This is a genomic window from Mucilaginibacter angelicae, assembly GCF_042434235.1.
Classification (GTDB): domain Bacteria; phylum Bacteroidota; class Bacteroidia; order Sphingobacteriales; family Sphingobacteriaceae; genus Mucilaginibacter; species Mucilaginibacter angelicae.
This window is the reverse complement of record NZ_JBHLTS010000022.1, coordinates 417,227-437,942: the sequence shown is the minus strand read 5'-3', so window position 1 is coordinate 437,942 and position 20,716 is coordinate 417,227. Positions and strand designations below refer to the sequence as shown.

At 42.2% G+C, this 20,716-nt stretch carries 15 protein-coding genes; 14 read left to right on the top strand and 1 reads right to left on the bottom strand.

Translation table 11 applies throughout. The annotated features are described in order from the left end of the window. The first annotated feature begins 382 nt into the window (after positions 1-382). The 12 genes from ACFFGT_RS13990 (at position 383) to ACFFGT_RS13935 (ending at position 14,810) form a co-directional block, all read left to right on the top strand. On the top strand, positions 383-955 hold the full coding sequence (locus ACFFGT_RS13990; RefSeq protein WP_377023163.1) for an RNA polymerase sigma-70 factor: 573 nt from the start codon (positions 383-385) through the stop codon (positions 953-955). 78 nt (positions 956-1,033) lie between these two features. Then, complete coding sequence (locus ACFFGT_RS13985) at positions 1,034-2,188, top strand: FecR family protein (RefSeq protein ID WP_377023162.1); 1,155 nt, start codon at positions 1,034-1,036, stop codon at positions 2,186-2,188. A 254-nt stretch (positions 2,189-2,442) separates the two neighbouring features. Beyond that, a complete protein-coding gene (locus ACFFGT_RS13980; protein ID WP_377023161.1) occupies positions 2,443-5,838 on the top strand; it encodes a TonB-dependent receptor in 3,396 nt (1,131 codons plus the stop codon). A gap of 24 nt (positions 5,839-5,862) precedes the next feature. Next, entirely contained in the window at positions 5,863-7,617 is a 1,755-nt protein-coding gene (locus ACFFGT_RS13975; protein ID WP_377023160.1) for a RagB/SusD family nutrient uptake outer membrane protein, read from the top strand. A gap of 23 nt (positions 7,618-7,640) precedes the next feature. Next, positions 7,641-8,543, top strand: a complete 903-nt coding sequence (locus ACFFGT_RS13970) for a metallophosphoesterase family protein (RefSeq protein ID WP_377023159.1) — start codon at positions 7,641-7,643, stop codon at positions 8,541-8,543. A 104-nt stretch (positions 8,544-8,647) separates the two neighbouring features. Next, positions 8,648-9,505 (top strand): helix-turn-helix domain-containing protein, encoded by an 858-nt coding sequence (locus ACFFGT_RS13965; protein WP_377023158.1) that lies wholly within the window; start codon positions 8,648-8,650, stop codon positions 9,503-9,505. Positions 9,506-9,708: 203 nt separating this feature from the next. After that, positions 9,709-10,347, top strand: coding sequence for a class I SAM-dependent methyltransferase (locus tag ACFFGT_RS13960; RefSeq protein WP_377023157.1), 639 nt, complete (start codon positions 9,709-9,711; stop codon positions 10,345-10,347). 134 nt (positions 10,348-10,481) lie between these two features. After that, positions 10,482-10,859, top strand: coding sequence for a BlaI/MecI/CopY family transcriptional regulator (locus ACFFGT_RS13955; RefSeq protein WP_377023156.1), 378 nt, complete (start codon positions 10,482-10,484; stop codon positions 10,857-10,859). Then, a complete protein-coding gene (locus ACFFGT_RS13950; protein ID WP_377023155.1) occupies positions 10,849-12,360 on the top strand; it encodes a M56 family metallopeptidase in 1,512 nt (503 codons plus the stop codon). Before ACFFGT_RS13955 ends, ACFFGT_RS13950 begins: the two co-directional genes overlap by 11 nt. A gap of 216 nt (positions 12,361-12,576) precedes the next feature. After that, positions 12,577-12,972: a DoxX family protein gene (locus tag ACFFGT_RS13945; protein ID WP_377023154.1), complete on the top strand. Its 396-nt coding sequence runs from the start codon at positions 12,577-12,579 to the stop codon at positions 12,970-12,972. Between the two features lie 323 nt (positions 12,973-13,295). After that, positions 13,296-14,414 carry a Gfo/Idh/MocA family protein gene (locus ACFFGT_RS13940; RefSeq protein WP_377023153.1) on the top strand — a complete coding sequence of 373 codons (1,119 nt, stop codon included), beginning with the start codon at positions 13,296-13,298 and terminating at the stop codon, positions 14,412-14,414. Between the two features lie 120 nt (positions 14,415-14,534). Continuing rightward, positions 14,535-14,810 (top strand): DUF4342 domain-containing protein, encoded by a 276-nt coding sequence (locus tag ACFFGT_RS13935; RefSeq protein WP_377023152.1) that lies wholly within the window; start codon positions 14,535-14,537, stop codon positions 14,808-14,810. A 40-nt stretch (positions 14,811-14,850) separates the two neighbouring features. Here ACFFGT_RS13935 and ACFFGT_RS13930 read toward each other — a convergent pair whose 3' ends face one another. Further along, positions 14,851-15,738, bottom strand: a complete 888-nt coding sequence (locus tag ACFFGT_RS13930) for a dienelactone hydrolase family protein (protein WP_377023151.1) — start codon at positions 15,736-15,738, stop codon at positions 14,851-14,853. Between the two features lie 425 nt (positions 15,739-16,163). Here ACFFGT_RS13930 and ACFFGT_RS13925 point away from each other — a divergent pair, with 425 nt between their 5' ends. Both ACFFGT_RS13925 and ACFFGT_RS13920 read left to right on the top strand, forming a co-directional pair. Further along, positions 16,164-19,700 (top strand): non-ribosomal peptide synthetase, encoded by a 3,537-nt coding sequence (locus ACFFGT_RS13925; protein ID WP_377023150.1) that lies wholly within the window; start codon positions 16,164-16,166, stop codon positions 19,698-19,700. 201 nt (positions 19,701-19,901) lie between these two features. Beyond that, positions 19,902-20,168: a hypothetical protein gene (locus tag ACFFGT_RS13920; RefSeq protein ID WP_377023149.1), complete on the top strand. Its 267-nt coding sequence runs from the start codon at positions 19,902-19,904 to the stop codon at positions 20,166-20,168. Positions 20,169-20,716: the final 548 nt, after the last annotated feature.

The window sequence follows — 20,716 nt, the reverse complement described above, 5'->3', positions numbered from 1 at the left end:
CATACGGTCTTACTGTTGTTTCAAGGAAGATGCCGGATAATTGGTTTGATAAAACAAATTTATTGTAAACTATTGATTAAAAGCAAGATACAATGCTTTCGATACGCTTGATCCACAATGGCACTTCATGGCTGCAGGGGCTGTTTTAACGGAAAAAAAAATTAAATTTTTTTTATCTGATACGGTTTATCCGCGTAAGAAAGGGGGAAGTTGAGGGTTGCCGGAAGCAATTTTCAAGTATCGGCAGGTGAGAAAAGTCAGGATGCGGGCTTTTAAAATTTTTAATATCTATTAAAATGGAAGATCCCATTGACAGAAATATTGGTAATTGCTTGCTTCATTTAACAGTAAGGTAATATATCTCTCTTTTCTTTGTACTGAAATGGCAGCGTTACAGAATCTTACTGATCCAGAATTGATTTCCTTATTAAAGGAAGGCCAGGAAGATGCTTTCACCAAAATCTACCTGAGGTATTGGAAGCTTTTGTATAATAACGCCAATAGCGTACTTGGCAATGATGAGCTGGCTAAAGATATTGTTCAAAATGTATTTATCAGTATCTGGCAGCGACGTACCGAAGTAGAGATCCAAAATTTAAAAGCTTACCTGCAGCAGGCGGTGCGCTTTGCGGTATTTAAGTCAATCAGGGAACAAAAAGTAAACGATGCCTTTTATGAGCGTCTTGCACAGGTTACCGTAGAGATCATCCATGATAACCCCCTGTTGTATAAAGAACAACAAGCCTTATTAAACCGGCTGATCAATACCCTGCCTTTGGATTGCCGGGAAGCTTACCATCTGAGCCGGGAAGAAAACTTAACCTACAAACAAATCGCCTTTCAGTTAGGCATCTCCGAAAAAACAGTTGAAAAGCGATTGTCAAAATCCTTAAACCATATCCGCAATGGTTTAACTGTGAGCACTTGTGTGGCTGTTATTATGCACTGTGTTTAGCTAATTAAATCTTTTTACAAAAAAATCATTTTTACCGTAGGGTGTGCCCATGTTTTTGGTACTTAATATCAAAGCAGCATGGAACAATCTATTTTTTTTGAACTAATTGATAAGTACATCTCAGGGAAAGCAACAGCCCAGGAGCAAGCCCTGTTAGAGGAATATTATAAAAGATTAGCTCAGGATACCTCATTTACACTGAATGCCGAACAGGAACAGGCATTACAACAATTGATGCTGCAAAATATCCGCATGAAAATGAATGAGGGTATGCCAGTAACCCCGGTTAGGCGTATGCACTTTTTTACACGTTACATTGCAGCAGCGGCAACTATCCTGGTGGTACTTAGTATCGGAACCTACTTTTATTTAAAACCGGCAAAACAAACCAGCACACCAATAGCCCTTGTTAAAAATGATGTTGGCCCGGGCAGCAACAAAGCAGTGCTGACATTGGCAAATGGCAAGCAAATTACGTTGAACAATGCTCAAAACGGCAACCTGGCACAGCAGGGGGCTACAACCATACAAAAAGCGGGCAGCGGGCTCATTTCTTACCTGATGGGCGATAATGCCAGTCAGCCGGCCGAAACCGTTGATAAAGCTCCCGAATTTAATACTATCACAACGCCGCGCGGAGGCGAATATAAAGTTATCCTGCCTGATGGGACTCAGGCTTGGCTTAACGCCGCTTCATCTATCCGTTTTCCTGTTGCTTTTTCGGCCAATAAGCGAAATGTAGAAACTACCGGAGAGGTTTATTTTGAGGTGACCAAGGATAAGCATAAGCCGTTTACGGTGATCACGGGTGGCCAAACTATCACTGTTTTGGGTACTCATTTCAATGTGATGGCCTATCCTGAAGAAGGCCATATTATAACAACTTTGCTGGAGGGATCGGTGGAAATTACTAACGGTCCAACAACTATGTTTTTAAAACCCCACCAGCAGGCTATATCCGGTGAAGATATTATAATTATACCTGCCAACGTGGATGACGCGGTAGACTGGAAAAACGGGATAACCTCTTTTTCAGAGGCTGATATCAAAACCATCATGCGCATGGTATCCAGGTGGTACGATGTGGATGTGGAATACCAGGGGCAGCCTTCGGGCCGCTTGTTTACCGGATCCATCTCCAGGAAATCAAACCTGTCCGAACTGTTAAAAATATTAACCCTTACCCATATCCGGTTTTCGCTGGAAGGTAAGCGGCTTATCGTTAAACAATAACTAAATCTTTAACCCTTAATGAATTGATATGGAGAAATAATCACTTTTCAGGGAACTCATAAAAAAGCCGGAAGTGCTGGAACACTGCCGGCGGATGCTGGGTTCACCTCTCGCCGAAGCGAAAAAAATCTTGTGACAGACATTTATACATTAAACCCAAACGAAACAAAAGTATGAATTTTTATACGCTCCCCGGTCTTCTGCGTATTAATCGAAGACAATTAATTAAAATTTTCATGATTATGAAAATTACGATGTTCTTAATAATTTTTATTTGCCTCAAAGCGTCGGCCAGTACCTATGCGCAAAATATAAATTTATCGGAAAAGAATACCTCTGTTGAAAGAGTTATCAGCAAGATCAAAAAACAAAGCGGTTATGCATTCTGGTATGAGAGCAAACTGCTTAAACATGCCGGCGCAGTAAGTATCAATCTTCAAAACGGAACAATCCAACAGGCCCTTGATCTGATTTTTAAAGATCTGTCGCTGGTTTATACCATCACTGATAATACCATCGTGATTGACGAAAAGCCGGCATCAACAACCATTTTACCCTGGATGCAAACCATTACCGGTAAAGTAACAGACGATAAAGGCCTCCCGTTGCCGGGTGTTAATATCAGCATTAAAGGTACCTCAAAACATACAGCCACGGATGCAAACGGTTTTTACAGGATTATTGCGGAAAGCAACGAGGTTATCGTTTTCACTTTTGTAGGCTTTAAGAAAAAGGAAGTGATTGTTAACGGGCAGCAGGAGGTTAATCTTGCGCTTGAAATGGATCAATCGAAATTGAATGATGTAGTTGTTGTAGGTTATGGCAGCCAGAAAAAGGTAAACCTTACCGGGGCAGTTGCTACGGTGAGTGGAAGTGTTTTAGAAGACAGGCCCATACCCAATGCGGGGCGTGGTTTGCAGGGCCAGTTAGCAGGATTGAATGTAACCTCGTCTGATGGACAGCCGGGTAGGGCTCCTTCTTTTAATATCCGTGGCTTTACTTCTATTAACGGAGGAAGCCCGCTGGTATTGGTAGATGGCGTTACTACCGATATCAACAATATTAACCCTGATGATGTGGCCAGCGCAACCGTATTAAAAGATGCGGCCGCAGCGGCAGTTTATGGCTCGAGGGCAGCATTCGGTGTAATCCTGATCACCACCAAAACCGGCTCAAAACAAGGTAATGGCGCAGCCAAAGTAAGCTATAGTTCAAACATTGCTATCCATAAAATCACTAACCTGCCCGATGTTGTAACTGATCCGGCAACTGTTATCGATTTTAAAAACCAGGCATATGCTGCTTATTATGGTGTAAACTTGTATAATACTGCGGCCGTTGATTATGCTCAGGAACGCTCGAAAAACCCAAGCCTGCCGGCAACTATTGTTGACCCGACTAACCCGAATGCTTATGATTATTTCGGAGCTACTAACTGGTTTAATGAGTTGTATAAACCTGATAACATTAGCCAAACCCATAATTTGAGTGTGAGCGGCGGCAGCGATAGGATCACCTATTATGTTTCGGCAGATTACAACAGGCAAAATGGTGTGTTCCGTTATAACCCGGATCATTATGACCGGATTAACATGCGGGCAAAACTTGATTTTAAGGTTAACGACTGGTTGCACATTTATACCAATACAGCCTATAACCGCACAATTTACAATTATCCTTCTTTATGGACCTCAGATTGGACATCGGGCGATTTGTATCACCAGATTGGCCGCTCAAATTCATTGTCGGTTCCTAAAAATCCCGATGGTTCTTATACCTCAGATGGAACATACCTTGGCTTTTTGGAAAGTGGCGGCCGTGGCAATACCGTTACCAATCAGCCCCAAAATACAATTGGTTTTACTACATCATGGTTTAATAACACCTGGCGGGTTAAGGGCGACTATACTTTCAGGTCAACCAACGATTACAACCAGGTTTATCACGTTGCGCTGCCTTATGAAACCGGCCCTAATCAACCGATATCCTATGCTGGCCATAGCGATGCTTCTGCTTATTCAGATGATAATTCGTATCAGGCCGTTAACCTGTATACCGAATATGAAAAAAGCTTTGGGAAGCATTACTTTAAAGGAATGGTTGGTTATAACCAGGAGCTGAATAAATACAATTATTTTTCGGCCCAGAACAATGACCTCATCAGCGACCAGGTTGGTTATCTTGATGTAACTACCGGCGCTACTCCCTCGGTTCAGGGCAATGGCTATCAATGGGCAGTAAGGGGTGTTTTTTCACGCCTGAATTATTCATATGATAACAAATATCTTTTGGAGTTAGATGGTCGCTATGATGGTTCATCACGTTTCCCGATTAATGATCATTATGCCTTCTTTCCATCCGCATCGGCAGGCTGGCGGGTATCTGAAGAGCCGTTTTTTAAAGGTTTAACAGGAGTTGTTAATAACCTGAAATTACGCGCCTCGTATGGTTCGTTAGGTAATGATCAAAGTTTGGGCAACTATGATTTTATCTCTACCCTGAGTTCCGGTAAGATAGGCAATATATTAGGAGGTTCACAGCCAACGGCAGTTTACCCTGCTACCCTGGTTTCACCTGCTTTAACCTGGGAAAAAGTATACAGCAAAGATGCCGGAATTGATATTACGCTGTTTGGCAAACTGAATGCAACATTTGACTGGTACCAGCGCGATACCAAAAACATGATCACCAAAGGTTTTCAGCTTCCTGCAGTGCTGGGCGCCACACAGCCTCAGGAAAACGCTGCCGATCTGCGTACGCAGGGTTGGGAATTAAACCTGACTTATAACGATCAGTTTTTATTGGCGGGCAAACCTTTTGTATTTGGCTTGCGTGCCAATGTATGGGATGCGCAAACAGAAATAACCCGTTATAATAATCCTAACAAATTTTGGTTTGGCGGTGATTACTACGTAGGGGAACATGTTGGCGATATTATGGGCTTAACTACCCTGGGAATCTTCCAGACAGATGCCGCTGCACAGGCCGCACCAAACCAGTCGAAATTGCAGGGTTATTATGCCTGGAACAAAGCAGGTGAACTGCAATATGCCGATTTGAACCACGATGGTAAAATTGATTACGGTGATGGTACCATCGGTAATTCCGGCGATGCGCATGTGATAGGCAATACAACCCCTCGTTATAACTTTGGTTTCGGCGGTAATTTTGCATGGAATAACTTCGATTTCAGTATTTATTTCCAGGGTGTAGGCAAAGAATCTTTCTGGCCGGGTACCAGCGGTTATTACTGGAGCAGCTTTTTTGCCCCATGGGATAATGTGTACAAGAACATTGTGGGCAATACCTGGACCCCTCAAAACCCTAACGCATTTTACCCAAGCCTGAAAGGCTGGCGTGCAGGCGATGACGGTGCCTGGGTTGACCTCGCTGTACCACAAACACGGTATACTTATAGTGCTGCTTACATCCGCCTTAAAAATTTAACTGTGGGCTATTCATTTAACCTCCCTGTATTTAAAAGAATAGGTGTTGACCGCCTAAGGCTGTATTTCAGCGGTGAGGACCTTTGGGAATCAGACAAACTGCCACAAGGTTTTGATCCTGAAGGATTGGGTGGCAGCTGGGGTGCCGGTAAGGTATATCCTTTCCAGCGCGGCTATTCGTTCGGTATTAACGCTAAATTTTAATGCATCATGTTTATCCTCATTAAAATGAAAAATATTCATATCCTCATACTGTTTGTAATGGTAACCTGCTTATCATTAACATCCTGCAAAAAAGATAATTTTTTAAACAGGTACCCCGTATCCAGCTTAACGCAGCAAAACTTTTTTGCCAATGCCAATGACCTTAATACTTATTGTAACGGCTTGTATTCTTATTTGCCGGGTATTAATACTGTTGCTTTGGGCGATCAGCAAAGCGATAATTATGAAAATAATCCTTTTAATAAGGTTGTTGCCGGTCAGCTCACCCTGCCTACCAGTGCCAGCCAGGCCGGCTGGACCTGGACTTACCTTCGCCAGGTGAATTACTTTTTGCAAAACTATCAGAAAGCCAATGCCTCCGAAGCTGTAAAAAGCCATTATGTTGGGGTCGCTCGTTTTTTCAGGGCCTGGTTTTATTTTGATATGGTAAAGCGCTTTGGTGATGTGCCATGGTACGGTTCAACCATTTTGCCTAATGATAATGGCGAATTATACAAAGGCAGGGATCCCCGGAAACTGGTAATGGATTCGGTAATGGCCGACCTGAGCTTTGCAGCTGCCCATATTAATCCAACCGGCCCTTCAGGAACCATTACCAAATGGACAGCCCTTGCCTTGCAGGCCCGTGTAGGCCTGCACGAAGGTACTTTCAGAAAATATCATGGTATAGACGGCTGGCAGCCATTTTTGCAAACGGCTAATGACGCAGCACTTGCTGTAACAAAAAGCGGCACCTTTAAACTGTATAGTACCGGCAGCCCAGACAAGGATTATCTGAACCTGTTTTTGTTTTACGCACCTACCGATCCGCAGAATACAGAGGTGATACTGGGTTACTATTATAGCAATACCCTGCACGTTACCACCGCGCTTGACGGTAATATGAGGGCTTATGGTTTAAGCTTGACCAAAAGCTTGTTAAATAGCTACCTTACCAAAAGCGGAACGCCTTATACATCTACAGCGGGTTATGCAACACAGATGATTAAGGACGAGTTCGCGAACCGTGATCCGCGGATGGCGCAAACCGTTTTGCCGCCTACTGTTACTTACGGTGATTTAAAAGGTGCACGTATATTAGGCCCCGCGCCAACCGGTTACCAGCAGATCAAATATTATGATCCGGCAACGCCTACTTACAATACCAACTATAACGCAGGTATTGTATTCCGTTATGCAGAAATGTTGCTGATTTACGCCGAAGCAAAAGCCGAACTGGCAGGTGCCGGAACAGGCAGCTTTAGCCAAAGCGACCTGGACATGTCCATAAACCTGCTGCGCGACAGGGTAGGCATGCCGCATTTAACCATGAGCACACCCGTAGATCCTGTATTGGCAGCTACTTACCCTAATTTATCCGGATCGTTGCAAAACGTATTGCTTGAGATCCGCAGGGAACGCCGGGTTGAACTGGCCTGCGAGAATTTCCGCTATGACGACCTTATGCGCTGGAAAAGCGGATCATTGCTGGCACAAATTTTTACAGGCATGTATTTCCCGGGCCTGGGTACTTTTGACCTGGATGGCGACGGACAGCCTGACGTAAGTCTGGTAACAGCCAAGCCGGCCACTACGCTGCCTAATGTATCGTACTTTGTAGTGGGTAAGGATATTTACCTAAGTAATGGCAACAGTGGTAACGTAGTAGTTAACCCTACATTGGTTAAAACCTTTACCGATCCTAAAAACTATTACTTCCCGCTGCCAACAACAGAGTTATTGCTCAATAAAAATTTAACCCAAAACCCGGGCTGGTAAAGCCCTCTAATCATCATAGATATATGAAAAGAAGAGAAATTTTAAAAGGCGCGGGCATTCTGGCAGCAGCCGGATTGGTTACACGTAGCAGCAACATTGCTAACGCGGCAGAAAGTGTAAAAGCAAAGCCGGCATTAAAAATTGCCCATATTACCGATGTGCATATAAGGCCCGATTTGGATGCCCCTCAGAAATTTAAAAAATGCCTTGAAACGATCAAAAATGAAAAGGTGGATTTTTTTCTGAATGGCGGCGATTCGATATTTGATGCATCCTATGATAATGTAAAACGCGAACGCGTTACCGAATTGTGGAACTTATGGGATGATTGCATGAAAGACCTGAAAGGATATGAAGTGCATAGCTGCATTGGCAATCATGATACCTGGTGGGCCGCTCCGGATCATGCAGATGCTATGTACGGCAAGGATTATGTGGTAAAGCGCCTTGGCATCCCTAACCGGTATTATAGCTTCAGCAAATCGGGCTGGCATTTTATTATTTTAGATGGCAACAACCCTTCCATTACACTGGATGACCAGCAGTTTGACTGGTTAAAAAAGGAACTGGAACAATTACCGGCAAACACGCCTGTTTTAATGATGTCGCATTACCCGATATTAGGCGTAACGCCATTTTGGGAAGGAGGGATGCACTCCGATTATAAAAAGCTGAAAGCGTTGTTCTATCAGCACCGCGATAAGGTAAAAGCTTGTTTAAGCGGCCATAACCACCTGCTGGATACGGCTTCTTATAACGGCACCCAATATTTTTGCAATGGCGCCATGAGCGGTTTCTGGTGGGGCAAGGGAGATGAGAAATCTGCCGGGGATGGGTATTACGAAGAAACTCCTCCGGGTTATGCTATTCTTGAACTATATGCTGATGGCAGCATTAAAAACGTTTATAAGCCACATGCATTTTAGCTGCAAGTGACAAAGTTAGTTCATTTTAAAGCATGTATGCTCGAAAGGGCATACATGCTTTACTAAATAAGATGCAGATCTTTTTTTGTTAGTTTTACGGATAAATGGAAAGCATCCCTGTAAGACATCTTAATGCAGGCCAAAAGGAGCCAGCCCTGTCTGATGCCTTCAGTATCCGCGATATTCAAAGTTTGCTGGATGGAAAGGACATGGTACAGGAGCTGCACCGGCATGATTTCTATTATATCCTTGCTTTGGAAAATGCTTCGGGAAGCCATAATATCGATTTTACACCGTACACTATTTCCAATCAGTCTGTTTTTTTCATCCGCCCGGGCCAGGTGCATCAGCTTATTTTAAATGCAGCAAGCACAGGGTATCTCCTGCAATTTCGTGATGAATTCTATTTTCCGAACGATAAATCATTCAACTATTTATTACGCAAAGCCAGTCATACCAACCATTATCAGTTTAGCACCGGAGGGTTTAAAAAACCACTTGGCTTGTTGACCTATATTTTCCAGGAATTCACTGAAAAAAACGAGCGGTATGACGAGGTGATCAAGGCTAACCTGGGCATTTTCTTTATCGAACTAACCCGGCAGCAAAGCAGCAGGCCAACCGAAACAACCACCCTGTATATGCAGGAACGGCTTGAAAAGTTTCTGGAACTTTTAGAGGTCCATATTTTTACCCACAAGCAGGTTGCACAATATGCAGAAATGCTTAATCTTTCTGTTTACCAGTTAAATGCCGTCGTTAAAGCGGCGCTTGGCAAAACCAGTTCTGAACTAATCAACGGACAAATTATCCTTGAAGCTAAAAGATGTTTGCTGGCAACATCCAACCAGGTTAATCAAACGGCATACCGCCTGGGCTATGAAGATGTGTCTTACTTTATCCGTTTTTTCAAAAAACATACTGGCTATTCGCCTGAGGTATTCAGACATAATTTCAAATAAATCCTGCTTAACTAAATTTTTGTCCTATCGCTTGTCTTAGTACCCAAATTACTTTTGTAACAGCAAAATAATAAAGGAGTTTTTGCCTGCGGCGATAATGCAACCCGCATGCCTATGGTAGCAAACACTGTTGTTACAGAAACAACCGCAGGCATCGCTGTATATGAACAATTGGTTTTTGAACAATTTTAATATTAACAAACATGAACACATGGGATGAGCACTACAAAAACTTTTGGAATGAACGTTACAAACAAACTGGTTATGCCTATGGAAAAGAACCCAATGATTTTTTTGCCGCATGGCTCCGAAAGCTTAAACCGGGAGCGATTTTGATGCCGGCCGATGGAGAAGGCCGCAACGGGGTTTTTGCAGCAAAATTAGGCTGGGATGTAACTTCATTTGACCTGAGTGAAGAGGGGAAAGAGAAAGCGCTGGAACTGGCGAAGGAAAATGATGTGACCATAAAGTATCTCGTGGGCGATCAGGAACAACTGAGCTTTGAAACAGCAGCGTTTGACGCCATCGGATTAATTTATGCCCACTTCGCAGCCGGGAAAAAGTCTTCGTTTCATAAAGAGCTAAGCAGTTATCTTAAACCTGGAGGGGTGATCGTTTTTGAAGCTTTTGGTAAGAATAACTTACACAACGTTAAAATCAATCCAAAAGTTGGTGGCCCAAAGGACGTAGGAATGCTGTTCTCTACAGATGAAATTGCTGCCGATTTCGAAGGCTATAATTTTCTGGTGTTGGAAGAAACTGAAGTTGATTTAGGCGAAGGCGACTATCATATCGGTACTGGCAGCGTGGTTAGGTTTGTTGGAAGAAAACCTCGTGTATAAAATTAACAGCGTTCCGCAGAGATCATTTTTTTCTCTCTATAAGTTAGATCATTAAATTTTTTTCAGGAAATATTTTGAATTATAATTCTTTTACTCTGCAATTGTAGAGTAAATTCTAAAAAGATAGAGTAGCTATGAAATTAACCGCCGCCGAAGAGCAATTAATGGATATAATTTGGGAGAGGAACGAAGTGTTTATGAAAGACATTATCGATACCTATCCCGATCCTAAGCCCGCCACAACTACCATTGCCACTTTATTGAAAAGGATGCAGAACAAGGAGTTTGTAGGCTATCGCCTGATGGGTAATTCGAGGCAATATTTCCCGCTGGTAAAAAAGGCTGATTATTTTTCGACCCATGTGAAAGGGTTGATCAGGAATTTCTTCGGAAATTCTTCCATGCAATTTGCATCCTTTTTTACCCGCGAGGCTAATCTTAGTGATGCTGAGCTGGAGGACCTGAAAAAAATAATTGACGAACAGCTTAATAAGAAAAAAGATGATCAATAACATTATCAGTTTCAGCCTGTGTTCGGGTTTATTACTGGGCATTTACCATCTGCTTTTAAAAGGCAAAACGCTTTACACATTTAACAGGTATTACCTGCTGTTTAGCATCTTGTTTTCGTTGGCCGTGCCTTTTATCGGGATAAAGAGTGATAACCCTGTCATTAAAGTAATAAAACCGGTTAAAGAAACCGTGGCGCTCAAACCCATAAATGATCTGTGGGTATTGGAAACACCGCAGGCGGTGTCAGCTCACGATACTGTAACCGTCATTGCCAGGAAAACGAACTATTGGCAGTATGGTTTATTGGGGTTATACATTTCAGGGGTGCTGCTATTGCTGTTCAGGTTTGGCCGTAACTTGTACATTGTTAATTCAACCATAAAAAGCAGTGATCATTTACCCTATAAGGGAGGAAAGCTGGTATTAATGGAGAATAACCTTGCACCTTTTACCTTTTTGAACAATATCTTTCTGAGTAAGCAAGATTACTACAGGCGAAATATCGACGAGGCTATCTTGAAGCACGAGCTAACCCATGTAAGGGAGCTTCATTCGGTTGATATTATTTTGATAGAGTTATTACAGGCGTTTTGCTGGTTTAATCCTTTTATTCCTTTTTACCGAAAGAGCATCGAACTAAATCATGAGTTTATTGCCGATGCCGCTGTAATTGGCAGCACTGCAGATATAAGCAGCTACCAATATTTACTGCTTAATACAGCCAGCGGGGCCAGCGGATTAAGTATCACGAGTCAATTCAATTATTTAACCATAAAAAAACGTTTAATTATGATGACCAGATCCACACCTGCAATTAATGCCATCTGGGCAAAAATTGTAACTGTCCCCGTATTTATTTCGGCATTTCTGTTGTTTTGTTCTAAAACGGAGGCTTTTGCCCGTTCCATTACGGTAAAGAATCCTAAACCAATAATAGAAAAAACATCGGGCGATACAGCTATATCAAGACGCTACTCAAAATCAATGATTGTAAGTGATTATCCTTGTTCAAAAACAGGCGTTTCGGCAGCTGTGATAAAGGAGTATTGTCAGATAATTAACAAGTATGTAGAAAGCCCGGATGGCTTTATCAAACATCCTGCAAAAATTACTGCCGAAGACAGAGCACAACTGGAAGCAATGTTCAAAAACATGAGCCGCGCGCAGCAGGAGCAACAAATAGTGGGATTTACTTATCCTGCCGAGCCGCTGAAGCCCAAACAACCAAGCCAGGCTGATCTTGATATTTGGAAAAACTCACGTACATCGGGCGTATGGATTGATGATAAAAAAGTGAATAATGCGGAATTAAATAACTATAAGCCGTCGGATTTTGGGTTGGCTATACCTTCCCGCTTAACGAAGAGGGCTATCAACTATAAAAAATACCGGTACGAAATAAGTTTATATACGGTAGATTATTATGCAAAGCTTTACAAGGAGCAGATGAAGAATTTATATACCAGCGAAATGTTTTTCAAAATCGATAAGGCTGTATAGTTGAAAGCCTCATTCAAATGAAAGTCTTATAGGGAAACCTATGAGACTTTTTGATTTTTATATAAAAACATAAAATGGATAGTAATTAATAAACATAGTCGAGTTCGCAATTGTCCGGTCGGCAGGTTAATTTGTCTTCCTCGTCCCGAAAGCCCTTAAGTTTTCCCTGTTTTTGCCACAATTTTGAGTCATCAAACAACTCAAAAACTAAATATCATGACAACAAAAACAGTAAAAACAATCTATTGGATCGGAGCAGTACTTACTTCATTATGGTTTGCAGCAAGCGGAATTGGCGAGCTTACTAAAAATCAATTTGTTTGGGACATAACCTTAAAATTAGGCTACCCACCGCACTTTATTTATTTTCTTGGTGTTGCTAAACTTACAGGCGTCGCTGTACTTTTAACACCTAACAGGTTACTGAGGTTAAAAGAATGGGTATTTGCCGGTATCTTGTTCGATATCATATTTGCCTTCTTATCCAAGGTTGCCGTAATCGGTTTTCCGGCTACTGTAGATGCTATCGTTGCTTTCACTATGGTAACAGTGACCTACGCTATGTTCCGTAAACTGTATCCTGCTGCATATGTAAAATCAGTCACCGTTTAAAATCGGGATTGAGATACGTAGTTCACAAACGCACTTAACTACGACATAAAACGAGGCAATCCGCAGGGTAGCCTCGTTTTTTATTTGGGCGGTTGCTGAACGATATTCGCCCATTAACTTTACATAAGGTTACTGCCGAAGAAATTGGTAAAACAGGGGGCAATTTCTGCCGTATACTTGCTACAGCTACATCCGCCTCATTGATGTTTAAATACGTGTAATACAACGATGATAGGATTATAGCAGATTTTAGTAAAAATCAGATTACGTGTAGATATGTTTTCTGGAAATATGTAAATTGTCATCAACCAAAAAACACACCTATGAATTCTCGTCGTGATTTTTTACAAAAATTGGGTTTATCAGCTTTGGCGCTTCAACTTGCGCCGCTGGCCGGATGGGCAGCAGGAACCGATAAAATTGAACAACCTTATGATGGCCCTGTATTGCGCGTGGCCATTATGGGACTTGGAGGCTACGGAGGTATGGTTGCACAAGCCATGCAGTCATGTACCAAAGCTAAACTGGTGGGGGTGATCAGCGGTACACCATCAAAGGTTAAAGCATGGCAAAGTAAATATGGTATTCCTGATAAAAACTGCTACAACTATCAAAATTTCGATGATATCAAAAACAATCCCGATATCGATGCCGTGTATGTTATTACACCTAATGGCTTGCACCGTGATTTTGTGATCAGGGTGGCGGCAGCCGGTAAGCATGCTATATGCGAAAAGCCAATGGCCGTTAACGCCAAAGAGGGGCAGGAAATGGTTGACGCCTGCAAAAAAGCCAACGTAAAACTGCTGGTTGGTTACCGGATGCATTTTGAACCCAAAACCCTTGAAGTGATCAGGATGAGGCAAAACGGTGAGTTTGGGAAGATCAGGTTTTTTCAGGGGCAATGCGGTTTTACCATTGGCGATCCGGCACAATGGAGGCTCAACAAACAACTGGCCGGAGGTGGATCGATGATGGATATCGGCATTTATGCCATCAATGGCGCGCGTTACATGACAGGTGAAGAACCGGTTTGGGTTACCGCCCAGGAAACCAAGACAGATCCGGTGAAATTTAAAGAAGGGGTTGATGAAACTATCCAGTTCCAGTTTGGCTTTCCAAGCGGGGCGGTGGCATCTTGCCTGTCTACCTATAATATGAATAACCTCGACCGCTTTTTCCTCGACGGCGAAAAGGGCTTTGCCGAAATGCAGCCGTCTACCGGTTACGGCCCTATTAGAGGCCGCACTCATTTAGGAGAGCTTAATCAGCCCGTAACCACCCATCAAACAGTACAAATGGATGAGATGGCCGAGATTATATTTAATAACAAAAAGCCGGTAGTGCCTGTAAACGGCGAAGAAGCAGTAAAAGACCTGAAGCTCATCGATGCCATTTACCTTGCGGTTAAAACCGGTAAAAAGGTGGAAGTAAGCATTTAACGGAAAGAATAATCTACTGTGCAGTTATTGGCATCCTGCTATGGCCTGTATTGTCATATTTGGCAAGGCCTGTAACAAGGAGATCATACGCTCATCTAAAATATAAACTTAAATAAAAACATGAGCACCAAAGAAACATTTTCAATTAACGGCGAAGCGTTATTGGGAAAAATAAAAGAAATTATTCATGAAGGTAAGGCCAGCAGGATCACCATTTCAGATAAACATGGCAAAGAGCTAATGACCTTTCCGTTAAGCGTGGGCCTTTTCGGGATGATACTTGCACCTGTTTTTGCTGCAGTAGGTACCCTGGCCGCTTTGGTTACAGAATGTACCATAACAGTAGAGCGCGAAGAAGAAGAGGATACCCCAAAAGATATAACCCCTTCTGTATAATGTTAATGAGCTATAAATTAAGGGCCGGGGTAATCGGCCCTTAATTTAAATATTCGTTAAAAAAATCAATTGTTCGTTTCCAGGCTAATTCGGCCGCGGCTTTGTCATAACGGGGAGTAGTATTGTTATGAAAGCCATGGTTGGCATTTTCGTAAATAAAAGCCTGGTATTTTTTGCCATTTTCCTTTAAGGCTTTTTCATATGCCGGCCAGCCCTCTGTGATCCGGGTATCCAATGCTGCGTAGTGCAGCAATAAGGGAGCTTTAATTTTAGGAACATCTTCAACAGCCGGCTGGCTTCCGTAAAAAGGGACAGCTGCTGCCAGGTCGGGAACACGCACGGCCATCATATTGGCAATTCCTCCGCCATAGCAAAAGCCCACAACTCCTACCTTGCCATTACAGTCTTTATGGTTTTTCAGGTATTCATAGGCTGCTATAAAATCTTCCTCCATTTCACCTTTATTCCTTTTGGCCTGCATAGTACGCCCTTCGTCATCATTACCCGGATAGCCACCCAGCGGGGTAAGTGCATCAGGTGCAAGGGTAATAAAGCCTGCCAGGGCAGCCGTTCTTGCAACGTCTTCAATATAAGGGTTCAGGCCCCGGTTTTCATGAACTACAATGATACCTCCAAGTTTCTTTTTAGCATTGGCAGGCTCGGATAATAGCCCTTTAATTGTGCCGCCACCTTTAGGCGAAGGGTAATTGATATAACCCGATTTTAAACGCGGGTCATCAGGCTTAATCTGAATGGTCGATTGATAATCGGGCATCAGGAAACTCATCAACCCCGTAACGGTTAAGCCACCCACTGCATACATGGATAGTTTTTGCACAAACGCGCGCCTGTCAAGGCGGTTATGCGCGTAATCATCATACAGGTCAAATACTTCCTGTTTAATGTCTGCTTTGTTGATTTGGTTCATAATTGTTGAAGGCTGTGCTCAAATTTACCTGTTACGTTCTGTTTGAGTTGTAACAGTCTCGTTACCAGTAATGTTTTTCATATGGGTTATCCACACTGCCGGGTGTTTAAAAAATCATAATTGATTTAAAAGCAATGCGGTTTTGTATTGCAAACAATAAAATGACTGAAGCAAATTTCTGCAATAATTGTATCGATGTTTTTATAAAATTATGATCCCTTTATTGATCAGCCACTGGCTGCCTTATTGACTAAGTTTTTAACCCTGTGAAAAAGGTTTTGTTTAAAGGAAATTTTAACACAAGCCATAAGAAAATGTTGAAAACATTTTCTTAAAAAATTCCACTGATAGTTATAAGCTAATTGATTTTATGTAAATTTAAACTGACACCTCCGGTATTATAAATCAATTTTTAAGTCTGTGATATGAAAATAAATACATTGCAGCAAGGCTCTGTGGTTTTTCCTGCGGAACAAATTTTAGAAGAGCCTCTGCAAAACGGTGATGTCAACTATGGGAGTACTCCCGATAAAATAACCTATCTAACCGATGACCCGGTCTTGTTCTGGAAACATGAACTGGCTTCCGGTGTACGGCGGCTGGAAATGCCTGCCGACTTTCCCCGATCACACGCAAGCGGTTATAAAACAGAGTGCATAACATTCTCCATTCCGCATCTGCTTATTGATTCGCTCAGGCAGATTAACAGCGATGCTGATAAAGGCCTGCATACAACCTTATTGGCAGCTTATAATGTGCTTTTATTCAGGTATACCGGTCAAACCGAAATTGTTATCGGCTTGCCGGCTATTGAATGCCGGGTGGATGAAACCGGTGATTTTATAGATACGCATCACAATACAAAAGTTTTCCATATCCAGTTTCCCGGCAATACCACGTTTATTGATCTGCTGGCCCGGGTAAATCATATCAATGCCGAATATGCTCTGCATCCTGATGTATCATACGAGATTTTACAGGAGGCATTCCTTACTGATAGTGAAAACAGTGATGACTGTTTATACAACCTCATATTTTCATACCGCAACGCGCTGATTGGAAGTAAGGAAATTGCTGACTGGACATCAAACATAAGCGTTCCGGAAAATGCCCGTCATAGTATAGATATTGCTTTATATATAGAAGATGCCAACTATGAATTAAATTTTACTTTAACCTATAATTCGATACTGTTTAAGGCCGAAAGCATGCAGCTGCTGGCAAAACATTTTGAGGTTTTGCTGGAAGCAGTTGCGTTAAATCCTTTTCAGCAAATAACAAAATTGCCGTTATTATCGGAAGCTGAATTTCAGCAATTAACCTCGGTATGGAATACTTCGGCAGTCATTTACCCGGAAAATAAATGCGTACATGAACTTTTTGAGCAGCAGGTAATAAAAAGCGGCTATGCTAAGGCCTTAGTGTTTGAAAAGGAGGAGCTAACCTACGCCGAACTGAATGGGCGGGCTAATCAACTTGCCCGTTATTTATGTAACGCAGGTGTAAAGCCAGGTGTACTGGTGCCGGTTTGTATTGATCCTTCTGTCGAAATGATCATTGCTGTTTTAGGTATCCTGAAAGCAGGAGGGGCATATGTACCTATTGATGCTGATTACCCTGCTGACAGGATAGCTTATTTGCTGAAAGATACCCGTGCCCAACTGGTTATTTGTAATGATAAAAGCAGAATTAAGCTCAGGGATTTTAAAGAAGTATCACTATTGTCCCTGAATGATCATGAGCTGATAAGTGGCTATCCGGCAGATAATTTAAGTATCGCTATTCACCCAGCCAATCTGGCCTATGTGATTTACACATCGGGTACTACGGGCAGTCCCAAAGGGGTGATGATTGAACACAGGGCATTAATTGATCATTGCTATGGTGTTATTGAAAGCGCCCATCTTGATAGTTGTAAATCTTTTGCACTCTTCTCTCCGTTGGTTTTTGATGCCGGGCACTCCATAATACATTCATGCTTGTTAACGGGAGGCTGTCTTCATCTGTTACCAAAGACATTAATTGTGGATAGCGGGGGCGTTAGTACTTATCTTAACGATCATGAAATTGATTGTATTAAGATAGTCCCTTCTTTATGGCTTTCTTACGCCGGGGCGCAAAAAATAGCCCTGCCGAAAAAAGTAGTCATTTTTGGAGGTGAGGTATTCCCTTTAAGCATTTTAAATTATCTGCGGGAGTCGCATTACCAGGGCCATGTTTATAACCATTACGGCCCTACCGAAGTTACCATAGGCAAGTGTATCCATAAGGTAAACATTGATGAAGAATATCATACCGTACCGATAGGTAAACCGTTCTCCAATACCCGGCTTTATGTTCTTGACGATAATCTTCAGGCAGTGCCTGCCGGCATAGCCGGCGAGCTTTATATTGCAGGAGCGGGATTGGCGCGGGGCTACCTGAACCTGCCAGCACTCACCGCCGAAAAATTCATCCCTAACCCGTTTGATGATGGCCTTTTTAACAGAATGTATAAAACCGGGGATAAAGTAAAATGGTTACCCTATGGAAATATAGAATACCTGGGCCGTGCCGATGAACAGATAAAAATAAACGGTTATCGTATTGAGCCAGGCGAAGTTGAAGATGTAATACTACGAAGCGGCCTGGTAAGCCATGCGGTAGTGCTTGCCGTTGCCGATAATAAAGGTCATAGCCGTTTAATGCAATATGTTGTACCCAACAAAGCGTATCATAAGGATAGTTTGTTAGCTTTTTTAAAGAAAAAGCTGCCTGCGTATATGGTGCCTGTTGCTTGTATTGAACTTACAGAGCTGCCACTGACAAGGAATGGTAAAGTTGACAAAAAACAGCTGGCATGCCTGGCCGATTTTTGCAGGGAGTATACAGCCCCGGTAAGCTGTACCGAAGTAAAGCTGGCTGTTATCTGGGAGACTATATTAAATACGGAGAAGGTAGGTGTTCATGATAATTTTTTTGAGCTTGGTGGCAATTCGATTCTTGCGGCAATGATCTTTGCCAAAGTAAAGGAGGAGTTTCAAAAAAGTTTTCCTCTTGCTACTATTTTTAGTGCCCCTACCATATATCAAATGGCGGGCGTGCTTACTGATATCATCAAAGTTCCATCGGCCTCAAAATCAATTATCCCTATTCAGCCCCGGGGTAATAAAACGCCGGTATTTTGCGTACATGCGGGTCACGGCCATGTTTTGTTTTATGGGAACCTGGCAATGCATTTAGGTGATGACCAACCCTTATACGGTATCCAGGCCAAAGGTATTGATGGTACCGATCTGCCTTTTTCGAGCATGGAAGATATGGCCGAATACTATATCAGTGAGATCCGGAAAATTCAGCCTGAGGGGCCTTATCAGCTGGCCGGCTATTGTTTAGGGGCGTTAATTACATTTGAAATGGCACAGCAGCTGCTTAACCAGGGACAAAATGTAGCTCTGCTTGCAAGCTTTAACGGTATTTCTCCTTATTACAGGCATTCGGTTAATATCGTGGCTGATCATACAAACCAGCCCAAACGGTTTGCAAAAATCTACCGGCATCTTAATAATATTAAAAGTTTACCCTGGAAAGAAAAGGTTAATTATATATCCCAACGGTTTTGGGTACAGGCAAAGAGTAAAATAGCTGGTCCGCTTTTTATGTTCAATTTTAAAATATCGGGCGTAGTATTCAGGCTATATCTTTCGGCAAAGAAAACGGTTCCGGATCTGTTTGCAAGGAGATACACGGGTAATTCATTGTATCTGCTACAGTGTAAGTATAAACCCAAAAGCTATTCGGGAGATATGGTTGTTTTCCGGTCGCCCGGTATTTATCCCGATCCTGATTTGGGCTGGGAGCATCTTGTAACCGGCAAAATAAAAACAAATGATATTCCCGGCGAACATGAAACAAGGAGGGATATCATGAACGAACCTTATGTGCAATACCTGGCTAAAGAACTTCAGCCTTTTTTAGCCTGAACGCCGGATAAGCGGATCACATAAAGTTGCCGGAGCCCTGTACAACAAATGTTCGGAAGATGAAATATATCTTAAAACTCATGTCATTGCGAGCGCAGCGCGGCAATCGCACGGAAGCATAACCGCCCTGTATGGTATGCGATTGCCACGCTGCGCTCGCAATGACGTGATCGTAAGTTATTGATTATTAAGTATATTTTTTTGATCGATTTTTTAATATGGGCGTTGCCTGCGGCCTGGGCTTTCCGTTGCAAGTCCTCGCCTTTCCTGCCCGCAATCCCTACACGCGCTGTGGGCTTTACACTGCAATCCCTAACGCTGCCCCACGCACCATTGCTAAAATATATTTTATACGTCATCACGGTTTTTTTCAGGTTCCCTGATGGCAATGACATAGCTTCTTTAACCAATATTTTTAACGTATCTGCATCTTCCGAACAAGTATGGTGCCCTACACCTAAAATATGATACCGGTAAATATGAAACGAATGCCGGAGGCTTAAAACTCATATGTTCCTCCGGCATTTTTTATTTTACTTCCTATAAACTGTTTACAGCGCTGAGGTGGCCTGTCAATCCCCTTAATTTAATGAAATTGTAGTAAGCACCAGTCCACCACCGGTAAGCTTATTGCACTATGCTGATGTTATGAAGATCATTAGCATCAGTGTGAAAAAAATACATAATAAAAAAAAATTGATAAAACGTTTTATTAATGTTATTATTTTCTTAGCTTTACTGTTAACGAAAGAATTGTTGCGTATGAATAGTTTTTTATAATTGGTAAAACGTTTTATCAATTCAATATTAAATCAACAACTCTCTTTTAATTACTAAACTTAGCCATCGTCACCAATGAGAACAATATTGAATTACAGGTACCTGTTTTAATTTCCCCGCAATTTTCTATCATCATATTATGCCCGCATTTTCAGGAAAAAATACTGATATGGCATCGCTTTGGCATATTGTGACGATAGCTTGAGTTGAAGCAGGTCTTCATTTTTTTTCTTCTG

Bases quoted from the DNA above. Each gene is read 5' to 3' on its own strand.
- ACFFGT_RS13990 (WP_377023163.1), top strand. From the start codon at position 383: ATGGCAGCGTTACAGAATCTTACTGATCCAGAATTGATTTCCTTATTA.
- ACFFGT_RS13985 (WP_377023162.1), top strand. From the start codon at position 1,034: ATGGAACAATCTATTTTTTTTGAACTAATTGATAAGTACATCTCAGGG.
- ACFFGT_RS13980 (WP_377023161.1), top strand. From the start codon at position 2,443: ATGTTCTTAATAATTTTTATTTGCCTCAAAGCGTCGGCCAGTACCTAT.
- ACFFGT_RS13975 (WP_377023160.1), top strand. From the start codon at position 5,863: ATGAAAAATATTCATATCCTCATACTGTTTGTAATGGTAACCTGCTTA.
- ACFFGT_RS13970 (WP_377023159.1), top strand. From the start codon at position 7,641: ATGAAAAGAAGAGAAATTTTAAAAGGCGCGGGCATTCTGGCAGCAGCC.
- ACFFGT_RS13965 (WP_377023158.1), top strand. From the start codon at position 8,648: ATGGAAAGCATCCCTGTAAGACATCTTAATGCAGGCCAAAAGGAGCCA.
- ACFFGT_RS13960 (WP_377023157.1), top strand. From the start codon at position 9,709: ATGAACACATGGGATGAGCACTACAAAAACTTTTGGAATGAACGTTAC.
- ACFFGT_RS13955 (WP_377023156.1), top strand. From the start codon at position 10,482: ATGAAATTAACCGCCGCCGAAGAGCAATTAATGGATATAATTTGGGAG.
- ACFFGT_RS13950 (WP_377023155.1), top strand. From the start codon at position 10,849: ATGATCAATAACATTATCAGTTTCAGCCTGTGTTCGGGTTTATTACTG.
- ACFFGT_RS13945 (WP_377023154.1), top strand. From the start codon at position 12,577: ATGACAACAAAAACAGTAAAAACAATCTATTGGATCGGAGCAGTACTT.
- ACFFGT_RS13940 (WP_377023153.1), top strand. From the start codon at position 13,296: ATGAATTCTCGTCGTGATTTTTTACAAAAATTGGGTTTATCAGCTTTG.
- ACFFGT_RS13935 (WP_377023152.1), top strand. From the start codon at position 14,535: ATGAGCACCAAAGAAACATTTTCAATTAACGGCGAAGCGTTATTGGGA.
- ACFFGT_RS13930 (WP_377023151.1), bottom strand. From the start codon at position 15,738: ATGAACCAAATCAACAAAGCAGACATTAAACAGGAAGTATTTGACCTG.
- ACFFGT_RS13925 (WP_377023150.1), top strand. From the start codon at position 16,164: ATGAAAATAAATACATTGCAGCAAGGCTCTGTGGTTTTTCCTGCGGAA.